Origin of the sequence: Streptomyces sp. NBC_00224, assembly GCF_041435195.1 — a bacterium.
Taxonomy (GTDB): domain Bacteria; phylum Actinomycetota; class Actinomycetes; order Streptomycetales; family Streptomycetaceae; genus Streptomyces.
Genome location: NZ_CP108106.1, coordinates 4,073,591 through 4,094,400 on the forward strand (window position 1 = coordinate 4,073,591; position 20,810 = coordinate 4,094,400).

The 20,810-nt window shown below is 71.1% G+C and carries 17 protein-coding genes and 1 tRNA gene; 9 read left to right on the forward strand and 9 right to left on the reverse strand.

All coding sequences use genetic code 11. The features are described 5' to 3' along the window. Positions 1–11 precede the first annotated feature (11 nt). Positions 12–1,670: a urocanate hydratase gene (gene hutU / locus OG965_RS18040; RefSeq protein WP_371653107.1), complete on the reverse strand. Its 1,659-nt coding sequence runs from the start codon at positions 1,668–1,670 to the stop codon at positions 12–14. A 174-nt stretch (positions 1,671–1,844) separates the two neighbouring features. On the opposite strand from hutU, the gene OG965_RS18045 reads away from it, so the two are divergent. Beyond that, positions 1,845–3,188 (forward strand): diaminopimelate decarboxylase, encoded by a 1,344-nt coding sequence (locus OG965_RS18045; RefSeq protein ID WP_371653108.1) that lies wholly within the window; start codon positions 1,845–1,847, stop codon positions 3,186–3,188. 49 nt (positions 3,189–3,237) lie between these two features. On the opposite strand, the gene OG965_RS18050 is transcribed toward OG965_RS18045, so the two are convergent. Further along, entirely contained in the window at positions 3,238–4,077 is an 840-nt protein-coding gene (locus OG965_RS18050; RefSeq protein WP_371653109.1) for a MurR/RpiR family transcriptional regulator, read from the reverse strand. Between the two features lie 134 nt (positions 4,078–4,211). Between OG965_RS18050 and OG965_RS18055 the strand changes: the two genes are divergently transcribed. Next, a complete protein-coding gene (locus OG965_RS18055; RefSeq protein WP_371653110.1) occupies positions 4,212–4,628 on the forward strand; it encodes a hypothetical protein in 417 nt (138 codons plus the stop codon). 296 nt (positions 4,629–4,924) lie between these two features. Here the strand turns inward: OG965_RS18055 and OG965_RS18060 are convergent, their stop codons facing one another. Then, positions 4,925–5,917 (reverse strand): SGNH/GDSL hydrolase family protein, encoded by a 993-nt coding sequence (locus OG965_RS18060; protein ID WP_371656972.1) that lies wholly within the window; start codon positions 5,915–5,917, stop codon positions 4,925–4,927. 188 nt (positions 5,918–6,105) lie between these two features. Between OG965_RS18060 and OG965_RS18065 the strand changes: the two genes are divergently transcribed. The 3 genes from OG965_RS18065 (at position 6,106) to OG965_RS18075 (ending at position 10,076) form a co-directional block, all read left to right on the forward strand. Then, positions 6,106–7,494, forward strand: a complete 1,389-nt coding sequence (locus OG965_RS18065) for a cystathionine beta-synthase (RefSeq protein ID WP_371653111.1) — start codon at positions 6,106–6,108, stop codon at positions 7,492–7,494. A gap of 226 nt (positions 7,495–7,720) precedes the next feature. Next, entirely contained in the window at positions 7,721–8,941 is a 1,221-nt protein-coding gene (locus OG965_RS18070; RefSeq protein WP_371653112.1) for an acetyl-CoA C-acetyltransferase, read from the forward strand. Positions 8,942–9,284: 343 nt separating this feature from the next. After that, complete coding sequence (locus OG965_RS18075; protein ID WP_371656973.1) at positions 9,285–10,076, forward strand: hypothetical protein; 792 nt, start codon at positions 9,285–9,287, stop codon at positions 10,074–10,076. Here the strand turns inward: OG965_RS18075 and OG965_RS18080 are convergent. Beyond that, positions 10,060–11,400, reverse strand: coding sequence for a tol-pal system YbgF family protein (locus OG965_RS18080; RefSeq protein ID WP_371653113.1), 1,341 nt, complete (start codon positions 11,398–11,400; stop codon positions 10,060–10,062). The two genes, OG965_RS18075 and OG965_RS18080, sit on opposite strands and share 17 nt — an antisense overlap. Positions 11,401–11,534: 134 nt before the next feature. Here OG965_RS18080 and OG965_RS18085 point away from each other — a divergent pair, with 134 nt between their 5' ends. Continuing rightward, the gene (locus tag OG965_RS18085; protein ID WP_371653114.1) at positions 11,535–11,882 is read left to right on the forward strand and encodes a hypothetical protein; all 348 of its coding nucleotides are present in this window, start codon (positions 11,535–11,537) and stop codon (positions 11,880–11,882) included. Positions 11,883–11,950: 68 nt separating this feature from the next. Here the strand turns inward: OG965_RS18085 and OG965_RS18090 are convergent, their stop codons facing one another. Then, positions 11,951–12,274, reverse strand: coding sequence for a hypothetical protein (locus tag OG965_RS18090; protein WP_371653115.1), 324 nt, complete (start codon positions 12,272–12,274; stop codon positions 11,951–11,953). Between the two features lie 138 nt (positions 12,275–12,412). Between OG965_RS18090 and OG965_RS18095 the strand changes: the two genes are divergently transcribed. Beyond that, positions 12,413–12,643 carry a DUF4287 domain-containing protein gene (locus OG965_RS18095; protein ID WP_371653116.1) on the forward strand — a complete coding sequence of 77 codons (231 nt, stop codon included), beginning with the start codon at positions 12,413–12,415 and terminating at the stop codon, positions 12,641–12,643. 114 nt (positions 12,644–12,757) lie between these two features. On the opposite strand, the gene OG965_RS18100 is transcribed toward OG965_RS18095, so the two are convergent. Together OG965_RS18100 and OG965_RS18105 are read right to left on the reverse strand one after the other, a co-directional pair. Continuing rightward, positions 12,758–13,630: a Bax inhibitor-1/YccA family protein gene (locus OG965_RS18100; RefSeq protein WP_371653117.1), complete on the reverse strand. Its 873-nt coding sequence runs from the start codon at positions 13,628–13,630 to the stop codon at positions 12,758–12,760. Positions 13,631–14,023: 393 nt separating this feature from the next. Beyond that, positions 14,024–14,105: transfer RNA gene (locus tag OG965_RS18105), tRNA-Leu, on the reverse strand. A gap of 398 nt (positions 14,106–14,503) precedes the next feature. Between OG965_RS18105 and OG965_RS18110 the strand changes: the two genes are divergently transcribed. Together OG965_RS18110 and OG965_RS18115 are read left to right on the forward strand one after the other, a co-directional pair. Further along, positions 14,504–15,274 carry an ABC transporter ATP-binding protein gene (locus tag OG965_RS18110; protein WP_371653118.1) on the forward strand — a complete coding sequence of 257 codons (771 nt, stop codon included), beginning with the start codon at positions 14,504–14,506 and terminating at the stop codon, positions 15,272–15,274. 80 nt (positions 15,275–15,354) lie between these two features. Next, the gene (locus OG965_RS18115; RefSeq protein ID WP_371653119.1) at positions 15,355–17,880 is read left to right on the forward strand and encodes an ABC transporter permease; all 2,526 of its coding nucleotides are present in this window, start codon (positions 15,355–15,357) and stop codon (positions 17,878–17,880) included. Between the two features lie 84 nt (positions 17,881–17,964). Here OG965_RS18115 and OG965_RS18120 read toward each other — a convergent pair whose 3' ends face one another. Together OG965_RS18120 and OG965_RS18125 are read right to left on the reverse strand one after the other, a co-directional pair. After that, positions 17,965–19,191, reverse strand: coding sequence for a phosphatidylserine/phosphatidylglycerophosphate/cardiolipin synthase family protein (locus tag OG965_RS18120; protein ID WP_371653120.1), 1,227 nt, complete (start codon positions 19,189–19,191; stop codon positions 17,965–17,967). Positions 19,192–19,360: 169 nt separating this feature from the next. Beyond that, complete coding sequence (locus OG965_RS18125; protein ID WP_371653121.1) at positions 19,361–20,662, reverse strand: class I SAM-dependent methyltransferase; 1,302 nt, start codon at positions 20,660–20,662, stop codon at positions 19,361–19,363. Positions 20,663–20,810 lie beyond the last annotated feature (148 nt).

Consider the following 20,810-nt stretch of genomic DNA (forward strand, 5'->3'; position numbering starts at 1 on the left):
GGCTGGATTACTCACTCGCCCTCCCGCATGGGTACGCGAACCCCACGCTCGTCCGCGACCGACTCCGCGATGTCGTACCCCGCGTCGACGTGCCGGATGACGCCCATCCCGGGGTCGTTCGTCAGGACGCGCCGGATCTTCTCGCCCGCCAGCGCCGTGCCGTCCGCCACCGTGACCTGGCCCGCGTGGATGGAGCGGCCCATGCCGACGCCGCCGCCGTGGTGCAGGGAGACCCAGGACGCGCCGGACGCCACGTTCACCATCGCGTTCAGGAGCGGCCAGTCCGCGATCGCGTCGGAGCCGTCGAGCATCGCCTCGGTCTCGCGGTACGGGGAGGCCACCGAGCCGCAGTCGAGGTGGTCGCGGCCGATGGCGAGGGGGGCCGCCAGCTCGCCGGAGGCGACCATGTCGTTGAAGCGCTCGCCCGCCTTGTCGCGCTCGCCGTAGCCGAGCCAGCAGATACGCGCGGGCAGGCCCTGGAAGTGGACGCGCTCGCCCGCCAGCTTGATCCAGCGGTGCAGGGACTCGTTCTCCGGGAACAGCTCCAGGATCGCCTTGTCCGTCTTCGCGATGTCCGACGCCTCGCCCGACAGCGCCGCCCAGCGGAAGGGGCCCTTGCCCTCGCAGAAGAGCGGGCGGATGTACGCGGGGACGAAGCCGGGGAAGGCGAACGCCCGGTCGTACCCGGCCAGCTGGGCCTCGCCGCGGATGGAGTTGCCGTAGTCGAAGACCTCGGCGCCCGCGTCCATGAAGCCGACCATCGCCTCGACGTGCTTGGCCATCGACTCGCGCGCCCGGGTCGTGAAGCCCGCCGGGTCCTTCGCCGCGTACGAGGCCATGTCGTCGAAGTCGACGCCGATCGGCAGGTACGCCAGCGGGTCGTGGGCCGAGGTCTGGTCGGTCACGATGTCGATGGGGGCGCCCTCGGCCAGCATCTGCGGCAGCAGCTCGGCCGCGTTGCCGAGCAGGCCGATGGAGAGCGGCTTGCGGGCGTCGCGCGCCTCGACCGCCAGCTCCAGCGCGTGCCGCAGGTTGTCGGCCTTCACGTCCAGGTAGCGGTGCTCGATGCGGCGCTCGATGGCGCGCGGGTCCACGTCGATACAGATCGCGACGCCGTCGTTCATCGTCACGGCGAGCGGCTGCGCGCCGCCCATGCCGCCGAGCCCGGCGGTGAGCGTGATCGTCCCGGCCAGCGTGCCGTTGAACTTCTTCGCCGCCACGGCCGAGAACGTCTCGTAGGTGCCCTGGAGGATGCCCTGGGTGCCGATGTAGATCCACGAACCGGCCGTCATCTGGCCGTACATGGTGAGGCCGAGCGCCTCCAGGCGGCGGAACTCCTCCCAGTTCGCCCAGTCGCCGACCAGGTTGGAGTTGGCGATCAGGACGCGCGGGGCCCACTCGTGGGTCTGCATCACGCCGACCGGGCGGCCGGACTGGACGAGCATCGTCTCGTCCTGCTTCAGGGTCTGCAGGGTGCGGACCATCGCGTCGTACGAGCGCCAGTCGCGCGCGGCCTTGCCGGTGCCGCCGTAGACGACGAGCTTGTCGGGGTGCTCGGCGACCTCGGGGTCGAGGTTGTTCTGGAGCATCCGGAGGGCGGCTTCCTGCTGCCAGCCCAGGGTGCTCAGTTCCGTACCGCGCGGTGCCCGTACGGGGCGGGGTCCTGACATGGCGAGGCCTCCTCACGACGTGACTCAGATATTCACATCCTGGCGGTCTGAATAGAACTAGTCAATAGACCAGGTGGGGAGAAGGGCGAAGAGGAGGAGGAAGGGGAAGGCGAAGGGGCGCGGAATCCGGCCGTATGGCTGCGCCGCCGGGCGGCCGGTGCTTGGCTTGATTCCATGACCGAGCCTGATGCCATGACCGGCACACCGGCGGCGGCGCGCCGCGACCAGGCCGTGCGGGCGGCCGTGGAGCAGGGGCTCGTCGGCCCGGACGCCCCGCTCGCCGCCCTCCTCGACGTCACCGGCATCCGGCTCGGCGCGGCCGCGCTGACCTCGGCCTTCGCGGCCGTGACCGACGCGCCCGTACTGCACGCCTTCGCCGTCAAGGCGTGCCCGCTGGTCCCCGTGCTGCGGCTGCTCGCGGCCCAGGGGCTCGGCGCGGAGGTCGCCAGCCCCGGCGAGCTGGCGCTGGCCCGCGCCGCCGGGATCGGCCCCGCCCTGACCGTCCTGGACTCCCCCGCCAAGACCCCCGCCGAGCTGCGCGAGGCCCTCGCCCTGGGCATCGCCGTCAACGCCGACAACCCGCAGGAGCTGGCCCGCCTGGACGCGCTCGTCGCCTCCGCCGCGACCGCCTCGCCGCTGGGCCTGCGGGTCAACCCGCAGCTGGGCGCGGGGTCCATCGGCGCGCTCTCGACGGCGACGCGGACCTCGAAGTTCGGGGTGGGGCTGCGGGACGAAGGGGCCCGGGAGTGGGTCGTGGAGGCGTACGCGGCCCGCCCCTGGCTCACCCGTCTGCACACCCACGCGGGCTCCCAGGGCGTGCCGCTCGCGCTGATGGCCGAGGGGGTGCGGGCCGCGTACGAGCTGGCCGAGGAGGTCAACGCGCGCGTGGGCCGCCGCCAGATCGACACCGTCGACCTCGGCGGTGGGCTGCCGGTGAACTTCGCCTCGGACGAGGAGAGCCCGACGTACGAGGAGTACGCGCGACTGCTGAGTGAGCGGGTGCCCGGCCTCTTCGACGGTTCGTACGCGCTGGTGACCGAGTTCGGCCGCTCGCTGCTCGCCAAGCACGGGACGGTGCTGGCCAGGGTGGAGTACGCGAAGACGTCCGGGGGGCGGCCCATCGCGGTCACCCACGCGGGCGTCCAGATCGCCGCCCGTACGGTGTACGCGCCGGCCTCCTGGCCGCTGCGGATCGCCGCGTACGGCCCGAAGGGCCGCCCCAAGGCCGGTCCGCCCGTCCTCCAGGACGTGGCCGGTCCCGCCTGTTTCGCGGGCGACCTGCTGGCGGAGGCGCGGATGCTGCCGCGGCTGGAGCAGGGCGACTATGCGGCGGTGCTGGACACCGGGGCGTACTACTTCGCGCACCACTACGCGTACAACAGCCTTGCCAGGCCGGGTGTTTACGGCTTCGTCGCGTCGGCGGACGGCGTCCGCTTCGCGGTGGTGCGGGAGCCGCAGGCGCTGGCGGAGATCGTGGCGGAGTCGGGGGGCGCGACCCCGGACGCGCTGCTGTTTTAGCGCGTCTTTCGCCTGCGGCCCGGTGGGGGCTGGTCGCGCAGTGGACGGGTCACTCCACGAACAAGCCGCGCCCCGCGGCCCCCGCGTCGAACTCCTCCAGGCGCGCCTGTGCGTCCGGCAGGTCGTCGCACATCGCCTCAAGCAGGACGCGGCCGAGCAGCATCGGGGCGCAGGCCGTGTCGAAGGCGAGGCCGGTGCCGACCGCCGCCGGGATCAGCAGGTCGCTGTGGCGGGCCACCGGGGCGAACGCGGAGTCGGCGACCGTGACGACGGTGAGGCCCTGGGAGCGCGCGTACGCCAGCGCGTCCACCACCTCCTTCGGGTGGCGCGGCAGCGCGAAGCACAGCAGCGCCGACGCCCCCGCCCGGCGCGCCGCGTCGATGCGGTCCACCAGCATCGAGCCGCCCTCGTCGAGCAGCCGTACGTCGGGGTGGACCTTGGCGGCGAAGTAGGCGAAGCCGCGCGCCTGGGAGGAGGCCGCCCGCAGGCCGAGCACCGGGAGCGGCCGGGAGGCGGCGAGCAGCCGTCCGGCCTCCTCGACCGGCGCCGGGTCGGCGAGCAGGCCCGCCAGATGGCGCAGGTTCTCGATCTCGGCCTGGACCGCCTGCTGGTACTCGTTGTACTCATCCTCGCCCTCCTCGGGCGAGGACGCGGGCACCACCTCGCGCAGATGGCGGCGGAGCGCCGGGTACCCGTCGAAGCCCAGGGCGACCGCGAAGCGCGTCACCGACGGCTGGCTCACCCCGGCCAGCTCGGCCAGCTCCACGCTCGACAGGAACGGCACATCGGCGGCCCTGCGCACCATGGAGTGGGCGATCCGCCGCTGGGTCGGTGTCAGCCGACGCCCCTCGAAGAGCTGTTGCAGCCGCGCGGCAGGACCGTCGCTCATGCCGTCCCCCTTCCTCACGCCCGGATCTCCACGATATTCAGTCGCCCAGAACTCTGCATGACCATATGCAGACGGGCAAGTACGGGGGCTATCCCCACTGCGCCCGCGCGGTCCACTCCGTACCGTGGGGAAGCATGGAAGCCCGCGACGCCGATCTGAGAAAAGAACTCGACGCCACCCTGCACGCCCGCAGGGAGCTCGGCGAGGAGTACGAGCCCGCACTCGTCGACTCGTTCCTGGAGAAGGTGGAGCAGCGCCTCGACCCGGCGATCGACCGCCGGGTGCGGCGCCAGCTCGCCGAACAGCAGATGGTGGTGGCCCGCGGCGGCCGCCCGGCCGGCCAGAGCCCCGACATGGGTTTCGCTGAGCGCTTCGGGTTCGGCATGATCTCGCTGGTCCTCGCCATCCCGCTGTCCGCGATCGGCGCCGTGAACGCGGGGCTGAGCGGCCTCTTCGTCACCTGGCTCGGCATCTTCGGCGTGAACGCCGTGCACGCCGCCCGCCCGTGGCCGTGGCCGCGCCGCCAGCGTGGTGACGGCGACACCGACTGAGGAAGCTGAGCGCGGGGACCGCCGCACCCCCGGTCGCCCGGGGGGCGGGACGACGGCGGTCCCCGCGTGGGACGGGGTCCCGGGTCAGGGCCGGTCGCCGCGTCCTGGGCGTCCGGGAGGTCCGGGAGCCGCTCCGGAGTTCCTTGACGCCGCTGGTGGTGCCGGCCGGGTCTCCCCCGCCGACATCCACCAATGTGCCGCACTTGTGTTAAGCGGGTGCTGCGCGGACATGTCGCGCTCGTACCAGTTCCGCGACCAACACGACGGACCGTCAACTGCCGCGGGGCGTACGGCGGTCAGGGGTGGGCCGGGTGCGCCGGGTGGGCGGTGGACGGCTCGGTCGCGGTCAGCCGCCGCCGGCGGCGGTGCTTGAGCAGTGCCCAGGGCGCTCGGGCCCCGCTGACCTCGGTACCGGGCTCCGCGGCCGCCTCCGCCGCCGCCTTGGCGACCGGCAGGATGTCCTCGTCGCGGTCCGCGTCGAGCCGGTCGGCGTCCGGCCACAGCCCGAGCGAGGCGCAGAGCGTGGGCAGTACGGCCATCGCGGCCGTCGCGTACCCCTCGGCCGACGGGTGGTAGTTGTCCGGCCCGAACAGCTCGCGCGGGTTCGCCTCGAACTCGGGGCCGAGCAGATGGCCGAGCGAGACCGTCCGCCCGCCCTGCTCGACCACCACGATCGTCTGCGCGGCCGCGAGCTGGCGCGAGGCCCGCCGGGCCAGCCAGCGCAGCGGCTGGTAGACCGGCTCGACCGAGCCGAGGTCGGGGCAGGTGCCGACGACCACCTCGGCGCCCGCCGTCCGCAGCCGCCGCACCGCACCCGCCAGATGGCGCACCGACGTGGTGGGCGGCATCCGGTGGGTGACGTCGTTCGCGCCGATCATGATCACGCAGACGTCGGGGATCCGGACCGGGTCCGCCAGCATCTGCGAGACCTGGCGGTCCAGGTCGTCCGACTGGGCGCCCGGCTGCGCCACGTTCCGCAGCGTGACCATCTGCTCGGCCACCGCCGCGAGCCCCGAGGCGAGCAGTGCGCCCGGGGTCTGCCCGGCCCGCCGCACGCCCTGCCCGGCGGCCGTGGAGTCGCCCAGGATGCCCATGCGCAGCGGGGGTGTGCCGTTGGCGAAGGCCACCCCGTACAGCCCGTCGGCGCTCGGCGGGTGCGGGGCGGTGGCGCCGCCCACCGACCGCCTGGCCAGCGCCGCCTCCGCGATCAGCACGCCGACGGCGGCCGCCCCGATCAGGCCGATCCCGCCGCCGCCGAACGCCGCGCCCGCCGCGATCCGGCGCGCCACCCGCGCCCTCGATCCGGCCGACATCCCGGCCGAAACGGTCGACACACTCCCAGCCACCGCCACCTCCTTGGAGCCGTACATCAGCTACCTGCCCGGTGACAGGTGTCGCTCAATCCCGCTGTGAGGTGAACGGGCGCTCGCTCTGCGCATACGCTGGCGGCACCATCACGGAGACCCCGGAGACAACGGTGCAATTCCACGACTCGATGATCAGCCTCGTCGGCAATACCCCGCTGGTGAAGCTCAACAGTGTGACCGCGGGAATCCAGGCGACCGTCCTGGCCAAGGTCGAGTACTTCAACCCCGGCGGCTCGGTCAAGGACCGGATCGCCGTGCGCATGATCGAAGCGGCGGAGCAGAGCGGTGCGCTCAAGCCGGGCGGCACGATCGTGGAGCCCACCTCGGGCAACACGGGTGTCGGTCTCGCGATCGTGGCCCAGCGGAAGGGCTACAAGTGCATCTTCGTCTGCCCGGACAAGGTGTCGCTCGACAAGATCAACGTCCTGCGCGCGTACGGGGCCGAGGTCGTCGTCTGCCCGACGGCGGTCGACCCGGAGCACCCGGACTCGTACTACAACGTCTCGGACCGCCTGGTGCGCGAGACGCCCGGCGCCTGGAAGCCGGACCAGTACAGCAACCCGAACAACCCGCGCTCGCACTACGAGACCACCGGTCCCGAGCTGTGGGAGCAGACGGACGGGAAGATCACGCACTTCGTGGCGGGCGTCGGCACCGGCGGCACGATCTCCGGCACCGGCAAGTACCTCAAGGAGATCTCCGGCGGGTCCGTGCGGGTCGTCGGCGCGGACCCCGAGGGCTCGGTCTACAGCGGCGGCTCCGGCCGTCCGTACCTGGTCGAGGGCGTGGGCGAGGACTTCTGGCCGACGGCGTACGACCGTGAGGTCACGGACGAGATCGTCGCGGTCTCGGACAAGGACTCGTTCCAGATGACCCGCCGCCTCGCCAAGGAGGAGGGCCTCCTGGTGGGCGGCTCCTGCGGCATGGCGGTGGTGGCGGCGCTGCGCGTCGCCGAGGGCCTCGGGCCGGACGACGTGGTCGTCGTCCTCCTCCCCGACTCCGGCCGCGGCTACCTGAGCAAGATCTTCTCCGACGAGTGGATGGCCGGGCACGGCTTCCTGGAGGAGGCGGGCCCCGCCGCCCGCATCGGCGCCGTCCTCGCCGACAAGGAGGGCGCCATGCCGTCGCTCGTCCACATGCACCCGGAGGAGACGGTCGGGGAGGCGATCGAGGTGCTGCGCGAGTACGGCGTCTCGCAGATGCCGATCGTCAAGCCCGGCGCGGGCCACCCCGACGTGATGGCCGCCGAGGTCATCGGCTCGGTGGTGGAGAAGGAGCTCCTGGCGGCCCTGTTCGCCCAGCGCGCCTCGCTCTCCGACCCGCTGGAGAAGCACATGAGCGCGCCCCTGCCGCAGGTCGGCTCGGGCGAGCCGGTCGCGGAGCTGATGGCGGTCCTCGGCGAGGCGGACGCCGCGATCGTTCTGGTGGAGGGCAAGCCCACGGGCGTGGTCAGCCGTCAGGACCTGCTGGCGTTCCTGGCGAAGGACGCGGCGAAGTAGTCCCGGCCTGTCGAGGGGGCGCCGCACCTTTCGGGGTGGGGCGCCCCCTTTGCCATGGGGCGGCACGCTTTCCCGTGGCGCGGCGCGGGGCGGTCACTGAGCGCCCGCTTAGAAAAGAGGCCCGCATCACACGCGCCTCCCGATGACCAATTCCGTACGTACGGGTAACTTCCCAGAGAGTCCCCGAGGTCTCTGAGCCCGTCCCGCCGCCCCCATGGAGCCCGTGATGCCCGAAGCCGTGATCGTTTCCACTGCTCGTTCCCCCATCGGCCGCGCCTTCAAGGGCTCGCTGAAGGACCTGCGGCCGGACGACCTCACCGCCACCATCATTCAGGCCGCGCTCGCCAAGATCCCCGAGCTCGACCCGCGTGACATCGACGACCTGATGCTCGGCTGCGGCCTCCCCGGCGGCGAGCAGGGCCACAACCTGGGCCGCATCGTGGCCGTGCAGATGGGCATGGACCACCTGCCGGGCTGCACGATCACCCGCTACTGCTCCTCCTCGCTCCAGACCTCCCGGATGGCGCTGCACGCCATCAAGGCGGGCGAGGGCGACGTCTTCATCTCGGCCGGCGTCGAGATGGTCTCCCGCTCGGTCAAGGGCTCCTCCGACGGGCTGCCCGACACCCACAACCCGTTCTTCGCCGACGCCGAGGCCCGTACGGCCGCCGTCGCGGAGTCCGCCGGCGCCTCCTGGCACGACCCGCGCGAGGACGGCCTGGTCCCCGACGCGTACATCGCGATGGGCCAGACCGCCGAGAACCTGGCGCGCGTCAAGGGCGTCACGCGCGCGGACATGGACGAGTTCGGCGTACGGTCCCAGAACCTCGCCGAGGAAGCCATCAAGAACGGCTTCTGGGCGCGCGAGATCACCCCGGTGACGACCCCGGACGGCACGGTCGTCGCCACGGACGACGGCCCGCGCGCCGGCGTCACCCTGGAGGGCGTCCAGGGCCTCAAGCCCGTCTTCCGCCCCGACGGCCTGGTCACCGCCGCCAACTGCTGCCCGCTCAACGACGGCGCCGCGGCGCTCGTCATCATGAGCGACACCAAGGCCCGCGAGCTCGGCCTCACCCCGCTCGCGCGGATCGTCTCGACCGGCGTGACGGGCCTCTCGCCCGAGATCATGGGCCTCGGCCCGGTGGAGGCGTCGAAGCAGGCCCTCAAGCGCGCGGGCCTCACCGTCGGCGACATCGACCTCTTCGAGATCAACGAGGCCTTCGCCGCCCAGGTGATCCCCTCGTACCGCGACCTGGAGATCCCGCTCGACAAGCTGAACGTCAACGGCGGCGGCATCGCCGTCGGCCACCCCTTCGGCATGACGGGCGCCCGCATCACCGGCACGCTCATCAACTCCCTCCAGTTCCACGACAAGCAGTTCGGCCTGGAGACGATGTGCGTGGGCGGCGGCCAGGGCATGGCCATGGTCATCGAGCGGCTGAGCTGACGACGCCCTACGCTGCGGCAGGGGGCATGTCGGATGCCCGGGCGGGGCGACATCGGAGTGACGTCGAGGTGACGTCGGAGTGACCCCTTTCAACCCCGTTTCGGCCCGACTCAACCCCGCCGCGTCCGGTTCGTGACCCAATCTCCCCCAGGATGTGACGTACATCCCGGGGGAGAGACGTTCCCGCAGGTCACAGCGTTTTCAGGGGTCACAGGGATAAACCTCAGGCACAAAGACCTGTCCGTTTCGTGACGTAATGCACTGACAAGGGGAGCGGACGCCCGACAAGCTGATGTAGGAAGTCGGGGAATCGTTTGAATCCGGGAGTAAGTCAGTGAGCGCCATGTCTCTTGCCCTGCTGCTGACCACGGCCGCTGCCACGGCCGTGGGCGCCGCTGCCCTGCACGCCGCCCACGGGCTGCGCAAGCAGGTCGTGGCGCTGCGCGCCGACCTCGCGGCCACGAACGCCGGCCGGTCCGCCACCGTGCCCCACCAGGCGCGCGGCGCGGAAACGCCCGTCGCCGAGATACGCGCGGCCGTCGCCGAGGCGCTCGCCGAGGAGCGCGAGCGCGAGCTCGCCGAGGCGCGGGCGTTCTGGGCCGCGCAGGAGGCCCGCGACGCGGCGGACGCCCCGTCGCTCCTGGGCGGCCTCCCGGGCCTCGGGGACGACGCCTCCCTGTTCCTCCCCCGGCAGGCCGACTTCGCCGGTCTGGAGGGCGTGGAGCTGGGCGCCGAGCCGTACGAGGAGTTCCCCGAGGACTCCCCGGAGCTGGCCGCCGCCCGCCGCCGCCACCCCTCGCACCCCGACTTCGTCCCGGTCCAGACGTCGGTCGTGGCCGACCACGAGTCCACGGTCTCGCGCCTGGAGCAGCTGGCCGAGGCCCGCACGGCGCTCGCGGACGTACGCCCCGGCCCGCTCGGCACCCTCGACGTCTACGTCTTCGCCGACGGCACCACGCTGTGCATGACCCCCGGCCACCGCGAGACCTCCGAACGCCTCGCCGAGGCCCTGCGCGAGGGCGACACCCCGGTGCTGCTCGGCGGCTCGGGCATCTCCGGCGCGTACGCGCTGACGTTCTCGTGCGGCGAGGAGAGCGTGTACATCCTGGCGGACCGGGTCATCGCTTCGCTGTAGGCGTCTGCGAGACGAGCCGCGCACGCTCGTACAGAGCGCGAGCATGCTGGTTCTTGAGGTAGGGCCGGATGCGCTCGTACATCGTCGTGACGCGTTGGTCGCACTGCCCAGATTGAACGTGGGGGTAGATCTCCACGACCTGCCCCCATGTGTCGCAGGCCGCCTCCAGGTGGCCCAGCTCCAGTTGGCGTTCGGCCATCATGGACAGGTAGCGCACGCGGTTGCGGCGGAATGTGTGGTGGCGGAGCTTGTCGGACTCCTCCAGCGCCGCGATGGAACCCTTCACGTCTCCGAGCTCGTACCTGACCTGCCCCACGTGGTACGCGAGGGACGAGGGGTTGTACGACGCGAACGTGGTGGCCCGCGACTCGGCCTTGTCCATGGCCGCCTCGGCCTCACGCAAGTACGTCAGCGCGGCGTGGCGGTCACCGATCTGCGCTGCGGCGTGGGCCTGCTGGCCCGCGAGGAAGGCCCGCATCCGTGGACCTGCCTGGGGAGACGCCGCCGCTGCCGAGTCGGCGAGCCGCATGGCCGTCCGGCCGTGCCCCAGGTCAACTGCCTGCACGCTCATTCCGCGCAGCGTGGTGCAGTACGTCAGGTGGTCCTTCGCCGCACCGGCGAGCTCCAGAGCCTTGAGGTAGTAGCCCTGCGCCAGTCCGTGGAGCCCCTCGTCGACGGCCATGTAGCCGGTCAGGTAGCAGAGGTCCGAAGCGGCTGACCGCATCGCGTCCTTCACCGCCTCGGGGCCGTCGGCACACAGACCGGGTGCCACGATGTTGACCAGGAAGGCGGCGGCCATCGGACGCGCGTACCGCCCGCCGAACTCGTCGTCCAAGTCGGATACGCGCTCGGTCATCGCCACGACCATGTCGACGTCGGTCATGCCGATGCGCTTGATCTTCCCTGTCTGAATCGCCTCGGAACGGCTCACCACGTCCGGCCAGCCGGGGACCGTGAGCGCGACGGAGAAGAGCCCGACGCCGAGGACGCTGCGGCGTGACGGGTCCATGTCGTCCTTCCCCAGTTCGATCAGCCCCGCCACCGTATCCGGCAGAGAGTCGGGCTGACCGGCTGGAGCCGCGAATCCGGCGTCGGCGGGGGTCACCGGACGATGGAGGCGGCGGGAGAACGCCTCAAGGATGACCCTCCGCACGTCGGCCCGGGGAGTCGTCCCGCCTAGCCAGTGGTGGACGGCGGACGCGTTGTACCGCAGGGCCGTACCGGTTTCCCCGCCCACCTGATTCACAGCCCTGGCACACTGGCTCAGAGTCCAGCCGCTCTCCGCGAACAGCCGTCGCAGGTGCTGGTTCGGCTCGCTCGCCATGATCGCTCAACTCCCGGCGCTCGTCCGCCCGTTAAACGCTTTAAAACCGCCGCGCTAGCGCAACGGTACCGCCGTGCGTGGTCGTGCGGTTGCGTAGAGGCAGGAGACGCCGTCGAAGAATGGAGCTGCCCGACGTGGACACGAGAAGCGACGCCCGCCGGGTCGTTGTCGTCGAGTACCGGTGCAGGGTCACGGCCACCCCTGTCGACGCCGGGCCGCACGAGGAGACGGCCCTGGGGGCCACGTGCACCCCGTCCCCGGCCCTGGCCGCCTCGTGGCTCCGCGCCCAGGCATCGCTGCTCGTCTGGCGCCTGGAGCCGGGTTCGGCGGCCTCCGCGCAGCTCATGGCGTGGCGCGACGACGAGACGGAGCAGCGGATGGCGGCCGGGGCCCTCGTCGCCGGGCAACCCGTCCGCTTCCGGGTCCTCGACTCGGAGATCACGTACGAACTGTCCGCGACGCGGGTGATCAGGAAGCCCTGAAGTGCTGGACCCGCGCCCCGGCGCGCAGGGACGGGTTCCGGGACTGGGCGACAGCGCCCACCATGCACCTACCCGAACGCCCGCCCCATCGCCCCCTCCACCAGCCCCACCGCCTCCTCCAGGCCCCCGGCCGGCGCCGCCCCCGTCCGTAGCGCCTCGGCCAAATCGCGGCCCGCCACCGCCACTTGGTCCGCGACCGCGAAGGCGCCCGCGTCCGGCATCACTCGCGGCTCGGCGTCGGGGGTCTCGGCGAGTTGGGAGCGGGTCGACAATTCCCTGGCCAGGGACAGGGCTTCGGCGGCGGCGCCGCGGCGCAGGCGGCTTTCGGGGGCTGCCCGCAGGCGGTCGGCGAAGCGGTCCACGGCGGCGAGGAGCGGGGTGACATCAAGCACGCCGCGACCCTACGCGCCGCCCCGGGACTGTTGCCAATACGCGAACGCTCAGGCACGGTGACGTGAAGGACTTCCCCCCGGGTTCTCGGCTCCGCCCGAGCAGGGGGGACCCCCAGCGCAATGCGTCCGGAGGCGCCGATGTCCCAAGTCTTCTTCGAAGAAACCCATCGCAACCTGCTCTCCCGCATCCCCCATTGCACCGGTCGTGAAGTCTCCGACTGGCTTCGCACCGTCGACGAAGGCCCTTCCCTCGTACGTTTCGAGGAGAAGGTCAGCTGGCTCCGGAGCGAGCACGATCTCGCCTACGGTCACGCCAAGGCGATCATCCATGAGTACGACCTGAGGCGGGCCGCGCGCCGCCTGCTCTAGGAAGGAACCCTTGCGCTCCGCCCCGCCGATCCGACCCCCGGCGGGGCGCAGCACAACGCGGAGGGGCCCGCCCGGCTGCTGCCGGACGGGCCCCTCCTCACTGCGCTACGGGCGTCAGTCGTCGCCCTGGAGGATCGCCACCAGTCGCAGCATCTCCAGGTAGATCCAGACCAGCGACATGGTCAGGCCGAAGGCCGCCAGCCACGACTCCTCGCGCGGGGCGCCGTAGGTGATGCCGTCCTCGATCTGCTTGAAGTCGAGCGTCAGGAAGAAGCAGCCGATCAGGATGGCCAGCACACCGACCGCGAAGCCGAGCGGGCCGAAGCTGCGCAGACCGCCGCCGTCGGCGCCGCCGAAGGCGACCACCAGCAGGTTCACCATCGTCACGAGGACGAAGGCGATCGCGATGGTCATACCGATACGGGCGTACCGCGCGGTCACGCGGATCCAGCGCTGCTTGTACGCGAACAGCGTCGCGCCGGAGACCGCCAGGGTGCCCAGGACCGCCTGGAAGGGCGCGCCCGACCAGCGCTCGTTGAACATCTCGCTGATCACGCCGAGGAAGACGCCCTCGAACGCCGCGTAGCCGATGATCAGCGCGGGGACGGCCTTCGCCTTGAACGACTGGATCATGGCGAGGACGAACGCGACCAGCGCGGAGCCGATCGCGAGGCCGTAGCTGCTCGACGAGACCGGCAGCAGCGTCCAGGCGAGCACCGCGGCGACGGCCACCGTGCCCAGCGTGATCGCGGTCCGCGAGACGACGTCGTCCATCGTCATCACGTTGCCGCGGGCCGGGGCCTGGGGGGCGCCGTACTGCGTGTCCTGCTGGGCGTAAGGGTTCGTCGCGTACGGGTTCGTCGCGGACGGGCTCGTCGGTGCCTGCGCGTACGGGTTGCCCCCGGCCTGCGGCGCGGTGTTGAAGCCCGCGTAGCCGTTGTCGCGGCTGAACCCCCGTCGCGAGAAGACCGGGTTGCTGCTCCTCATCTCACTCCTCCATGGCCGCCGAGCGCGGCCTTGACGTCAAGGGTAATGGGAAAGCAAAACAATCACCCTAGTGCTCTGGGAGGATCTTTCCTCGCCATGCGAGGCGTACACCAGAGGCCCCGCGGTCACAAGAGTGCCACGAGAGCCAACGGGAGACACCGGAGAGGCATCGGCCGGGAGCCGCGGCGGGCCGGGCGGGGTGTCCGGGGCGGGAGTGGGACGCGGGGCGAGGGCAGCCCCGCCGGCACGTGCGGGAACTGTTTACCCACGCGTCACTCATTCGCCGGTAATCCGGCCGCGCCGACCGTCCCGTAGTCGTTCCGCGATCGTTCCACGGTCGTTCTGTGCACCGAATTATCGGTTCTTCCACCCCTCCCCGGAGGGGGTGAGAGGTGCCCGGAGCCGGACTTGAACCGGCACGGCCCTAGGGCCAGCGAGGTTTAAGCTCGCCGTGTCTGCATTCCACCATCCGGGCTGGTCGCGCGGTTCCTACGTTCGCCCGAAGAGCCTATCGGGACGGCTCCCCCACCCGGCGGAACGATGGCCGATGTTGTCTTATTTTATTGGCGCTTGAGGGGGCGTCAGTCCGACCCCAAACGGCTGCGGCACATGCCGGAGGCGGTTGGCAGGCATACCGGTCAGCCGAACTGTGCGTAGCGGAATGACGCGAATTCGACTCCCCTCCCCCGGCCCGCCCGCGCGGCCCCGGCGGCCAGGGCCGTCTCGGGGGCGGTGTCATACCGGAGGAGGAGGCGAGCGGCGCTCGTATAAGACTCAAGAGGGCCGGGGAACGGGCACAGGGACTGACGATCCGGGGGTCCGGCTGCATCGAGGATGGAGGAGTCCCCGCACCACGTCCGACAGGAGTCCTCCGTGACCACCATCTCCACCGCACACCGCGCCACCGCGGTGGCCGCCCGCGCCACCGAGCTGTCGAAGGTCTACGGGGCGGGCGAGACCCAGGTGGTCGCGCTCGACCGGGTGACGGTCGACTTCCGCCAGGGCGAGTTCACCGCGATCATGGGCCCGTCGGGCTCCGGCAAGTCCACGCTGATGCACTGTGTGGCCGGGCTCGACTCGTTCAGCTCCGGGTCGGTCCGCATAGGCGAGACCGAGCTCGGCTCGCTCAAGGACAAGCAGCTCACCCAGCTGCGCCGGGACAAGATCGGCTTCATCTTCCAGGCGTTCAACCTGCTGCCGACGCTGACCGCGGCCGAGAACATCACGCTGCCGATGGACATCGCGGGCCGCAAGCCGAACAAGCAGTGGCTGGACCAGGTCATCGACATGGTGGGGCTGTCCGGGCGCCTCTCGCACCGGCCCACCCAGCTCTCCGGCGGCCAGCAGCAGCGCGTGGCCGTGGCCCGCGCCCTGGCCTCCCAGCCCGAGATCATCTTCGGTGACGAGCCGACCGGAAACCTGGACTCGCGCTCGGGCGCCGAGGTCCTGGGCTTCCTGCGCAACTCGGTGCGCGAGCTCGGCCAGACCGTGGTCATGGTCACCCACGACCCGGTCGCCGCGTCGTACGCGGACCGCGTGATCTTCCTGGCCGACGGCCGCGTCGTCGACGAGATGCTCCACCCGAGCGCCGACGGCGTGCTCGACCGCATGAAGGAGTTCGACGCCAAGGGCCGTACGAGCTGATCCGCGGGCCCACCGGCCCCAGCCACCCGCCCCCTGCCGAATCCCTCCAGGCCGAACCCTCCAGGACTGAGAAAAGCCCCATGTTCAAAACCGCCCTGCGCAACGTGCTGGCGCACAAGGCCAGACTGCTGATGACCGTGCTCGCCGTGATGCTCGGTGTGGCCTTCGTCTCCGGCACCCTCGTCTTCACCGACACCCTCAAGAGCGCCTTCAAGAACCAGTCCGCCAAGAGCTACGAGAACGTGGCCGTCGCCGTCACCTCGTACGGGAGCGGCGACGACAAGCAGGACCCCGGCGTCAGCAGGCAGACCGTCAAGAAGATCGAGGCGCTCGACGGGGTCACCTCGGTCAACGGGCGCGTCGACGGATTCGCCGGGGTGGCCGACAAGAAGGGCAAGCTGATCGGCCAGGGCTGGGCCAACAAGGGCGGGAACTTCTCGCCGAGCCGGGACGGCAAGGACCCCGCGTACACCTTCGTCGAGGGCTCCGGGCCCGTCCGGGACGCGCAGATCGCGCTCGACCAGGACACCGCCGACAAGGGCGGGTACAAGGTCGGCGACCGGATCCGCGTCGCCACCAACGGGCCGGTGAAGACCTACACCCTCGCCGGTGTGTTCACCACGGAGGACGGCTCGGTCAACGCGGGCGGCAGCCTCGTCCTGTTCGACACCAAGGTCGCCCAGCAGCTCTACCTCAAGCCCGGGTTCTTCCAGAAGGTCAACGTCTCCGCGAAGCCCGGCGCCGACGCCCAGAAGGTCCTCGACCAGGTCCTGCCGCTGCTGCCCGAGCACGCCACGGCCCGGACCGGCCAGGCGCTCGCCCAGCAGGACGCGGACGACATCGAGAAGGGGCTGAGCGCGCTCAGCCAGACGCTGCTCGCCTTCGCCGCCATCGCGCTCTTCGTCGGCATCTTCCTGATCTCCAACACCTTCACCATGCTGGTCGCCCAGCGCACCAAGGAGCTGGCCCTGATGCGCGCCGTCGGCGCCTCCCGCGCCCAGGTGCGGCGCTCGGTGCTCACCGAGGCGCTGGTCGTCGGTACGGTCGCCTCGGCGGTCGGCTTCGGACTCGGCCTCGGGCTCGCGGTGGGGCTGCGCTCCGCGATGGACTCGTTCGGCGTGAAGCTGCCGGCCGGTTCGCTGATCGTCTCGTCCACCCCGGTCGTCGCCGCGCTCGCCGTCGGTGTGATCGTCACCCTGATCGCCGCCCTGCTGCCCGCCTGGCGCGCCGCGAAGATCCCGCCGGTCGCCGCGATGAACAGCGTGCACCTGGCCGCCACCACCAAGTCCCTGGTCGTACGGAACACCATCGGCGCGATCATCACCCTGGGCGGCTTCGCCGCGATCCTGGCCGGTGCGGGCGCGGGCCGGGACGGCAAGACGCTGATCGGCCTCGGCGCCTTCCTCTCCCTGGTCGGCATCATCGTCCTGATCCCGCTGCTCTCCCGGCCGGTGATCGGCGTGATGCGCCCGCTGCTGATCCGGGCGTTCGGCGTCTCCGGCAAGCTCGCCAGCCAGAACGCGGTCCGCAACCCGCGCCGCACCGGCGCCACCGCCTCCGCGCTCGCCATCGGCCTGACCCTGGTCACCGCTCTCTCGGTGCTCGGCATCACGGTCGGCAAGGCGATCGACAAGACGACCACGGACAACATCAAGGCCGACTACATGGTCGCGATGGCCAGCGGGGACCGGCTGGACAAGTCGGTCGTGCCGGAGCTGCGCAAGGCCCCGGGCGTCACCGCGGCCTCGCCCAAGCAGTCCTCGTACGTGAAGGTCGACGGCGACTTCCGCTCGGTCTCCGGTGTCACGCCGGGCGACATCGAGAAGGTGCTGAACGTCGAGACGGTCTCCGGCTCGCTCGCCACCCTCGGCCAGGGGCAGCTCGCGGTCGACGACGAGACGGCGAAGAAACACGGCTGGAAGCCCGGCTCGCGACTGCCGGTCGAGTTCGACGACAAGAAGAAGGCGTCCCTCACGGTCGGCGCGGTCTTCAAGAAGCAGGAGTTCCTGGACCCGATGCTCGCGGCGACCTCGGTCCTCGACCCGCACGAGACCCGGCCGCACATCGAGTCGGTCTTCGTGAAGATGTCCGGCGGGGCCACCCAGGCCAATGAGCAGGCGCTGGTCAACGCCCTCGGCGACAACCCGGCGATCAGCTTCATGGACCAGCAGGACATCCGCGACACGTTCGGCGGCATGATCAACACGCTGCTGAACATCATGTACGGCCTGCTCGCGATGGCACTGCTGATCGCGGTCCTCGGCGTCGTCAACACGCTGGCCATGTCGGTCTTCGAGCGCCAGCAGGAGATCGGGATGCTGCGGGCGATCGGCCTGGACCGCTCCAGGGTCAAGCGCATGATCCGCCTGGAGGCCGTCGTCATCTCGGTCTTCGGCGCGGTGATCGGCGTGGGGCTCGGCACGTTCCTGGCCTGGGCGATCGGCGAGACCATCAAGGGCTCGATCCCGGCGTACGCGCTGGTGATCCCGTGGGACCGGATCGGGCTCTTCCTGGTCCTGGCGGGCCTGGTGGGCGTGCTGGCCTCGCTCTGGCCGGCCCGCAGCGCCGCCCGGCTGAACATGCTGACGGCGATCAAGACGGAGTAGTCGCCGCGCTCGGACACACGAGATCGGACACACGAGAAGGGCCGGATCCCCTGCTGGGGGTCCGGCCCTTCGTGCGTGTACGCGTCAGCTGCCCGCGCAGTACGACATCAGCTGGTCGTGGTTGGCCTTGAACTGGTCGTAGACCGCGTCGTCATTGATCTTCAGGATGGTCTCGTCGTTGGAGCGCAGCGCCTGCCACGAGTAGTTGTGGCTGCCGGTCCAGACGACCTTCTCGTTGGCGACGCCCTCGTACGTACCGTTCACCAGCAGGTACTTGGAGTGGATGCCGATGTTGGTGGTGTGCCCGGCGGGCGGGGTCTCGAAGCACTCGACGCGCGCGGTGAGCTGCCCGTACAGGATCGACTCGACGGTCTTGCCCATCGACGGGGTGCCCGTGCCGCCGCCGTTGGGGTTGGCGTCGGCCGCGAGGTACACCTTGCAGCCCGCGTCCACCATCGCCGCGAGCTTGGTGGCGATCTGGTCGCGGTAGAAGAGGTTGGCCGCCATCCGCACCTCGGAGTGCTGGGTGGAGGAGCAGGTGACCTTGTCGAGGATCAGCTTGACCGTGTCGGTGGCCGGGTCCGTCGAGTAGGTGGTGCCGGACGTCTCCTTGCGGGGGAAGAAGTACGTCTTGTAGTCCGGGTCGGTCGAACTGATCGGCGTCGAGTAGTAGTTGTTGTCGCTGGTGCCGGAGGAGCCGTTCGCCACCTGGTCGTTGAAGTACGCCTGGTAGTTGGCGTAGAGACCCGCGTCGGTCAGCGTCACGGCGTTGTTGAAGAGGTCGGTGCGCTGGGTGCCCGACATGTTGGCCGAGGTCTGCACGACGACGTTGTCCGCCCCTCCCGTGTGGGAGAAGAGGAAGAACTTGTTGTGGTTGATCGAGCCGTCGTCGTCGGAGTTGAGCTTGCGGTTGGCGATGCAGCCGCGGCCCTGCGGGCAGGACAGGATCCAGGACGCCTTGGTGCGGTCGGTGCCGAGCGCCGCGGCCAGGTTCTCGTACTCGCCGCCCTTGGTCAGCTCGCTGCCGTCGGGCTTGAAGTTGTGCGACTTGTAGTCGACGACGACCTTCACGGCGACGCCGCGGTCCTTCGCGGCGATCAGCGCGGTGCGCAGGACGTCGTCGGTGAAGGTGTACATCGACATCTGGACGGTGCTGCCCGCGGGGGCGTCGTTCACCAGCGAGACGACGTGGTCGCGGATCTTGTCCTGATCGGCGGTGGGGCCTGAGGGGTCGTTGAAGATCGCGCCGTTGGTGACGGTGACGGGGTCGGCCGAAGCGGTGGCCGCGCCCGGCCCGGAGAAGACGGACATCACGGCAACAGTCAGGCCAAGGAGCCAAGTTCTGCGGTGGCGGTGCACACGGGCCTCCCAAATGCGGCATATGCATGACAACCCGGACGCCATGATCAGCGCACGGGTTGCCGAACGTATCATTCCGCCTGCTGGCCGGTGGGGGCTGGTCGCGCAGTTCCCCGCGCCCCTATAGGGCGCTCCCCCACGTCCGTCCCCGCAGCGGCATCCCCGACCCCCCGCTCTCCGGCGTCTTCACCGCCAGGACCTGGTTGACCCCGATCCGGTTGTGCTCGAAGGACAGCGCGGAGGCGGCCATGTAGAGCCGCCAGACCCGGGCCCGGCCGGGGCTGGTCAGCTTCACCGCCCGCTCCCAGCCCGTCTCCAGATTGGCCACCCACTGACGCAGGGTCAGCGCGTAGTGCTCGCGGATGGCCTCCACGTCACGCGCCTCGAACCCGGCGTCCTCCAGCGTCGACAGCGTCCGCCCGAGCGGGGCCAGTTCGCCGTCGGGGAAGACGTACGCGTCGATGAACCCGTCCATGCGGTACTCCGCCTCGTCCCCCTCGGGGCGCCGGGCGATCTGGTGGTTGAGCAGCCGCCCGCCGTCCTTCAGCAGGGCGTACAGGGCGTCGGCGTACTCCCGGTAGCGCACGGAGCCGACGTGCTCGGCCATCCCGATCGAGGCGATGGCGTCGTACGGACCGTCCCGCACGTCCCGGTAGTCCTGCACCCGGATCTCGATCCGGTCGGCCAGGCCCTCCTCGGCGATGCGCTTGCGGGCATAGGCGGCCTGTTCGGCGCTGAGCGTGATGCCGACGACGTGGGCGCCGTGGTGGCGGGCCGCGTGCAGGGCCAGCGAGCCCCAGCCGCAGCCGACGTCGAGCAGCCGGTCGCCCTCCCCCAGGCCCAGCTTGCGGCAGATCAGCTCCAGCTTGTCGCGCTGGGCCTCTTCCAGGGTGGCGTCGGGGCGCTCCCAGTAGGCGCACGAGTAGACCATCGACGGGCCGAGGACCACCTCGTAGAAGGCGTTGCCCACGTCGTAGTGGTGGCTGACGGCCTGCTTGTCGCGGCGCTTGGTGTGCAGCCGCCCGGTGCGGCGGCGCAGTTCCTCGGCGGGCGGGGCGGGCGGCGGCAGGGGGCGCGCGAGCCGCAGCAGCTCCCGGGCGGCGGCCCGCAGCCTCGGGTCGCGTACGGGATGGACCGCGTCCTCGGGGTCCCCGCCGCGGTCCCAGATCAGTCCGGCGATCAGGTCCAGGGCCAGATAGAGGTCCCCCTCGATGTCGAGCTCGCCGGCCACCCAGGCGCGCGCCAGGCCCAGTTCGCCCGGCTTCCACAGCAGTCTGCGCAGGGCGCGACGGTGGCGCAGCACGACCACCGGGGCACCCGGCGGCCCGGCCTCGCTGCCGTCCCAGGCGCGGATGCGGACCGGAAGATCCTCGCCCAGGAGCTTGCCGGCGAGAGCGGTCAGCCGCGTCGCGGCGTCGGCCATGGCGCACACCTCCGTGAAGTCGACCCCCATATGCCCAGCACCCCGGACAACATTGCCCCGGGCACCGGTCATCCCGCTACAGCGCCACGGGCGTACGTCGGCGGCGCGAAGGTGACGGTCTCCACCGGGCGCACACGCCGAAGGGGCC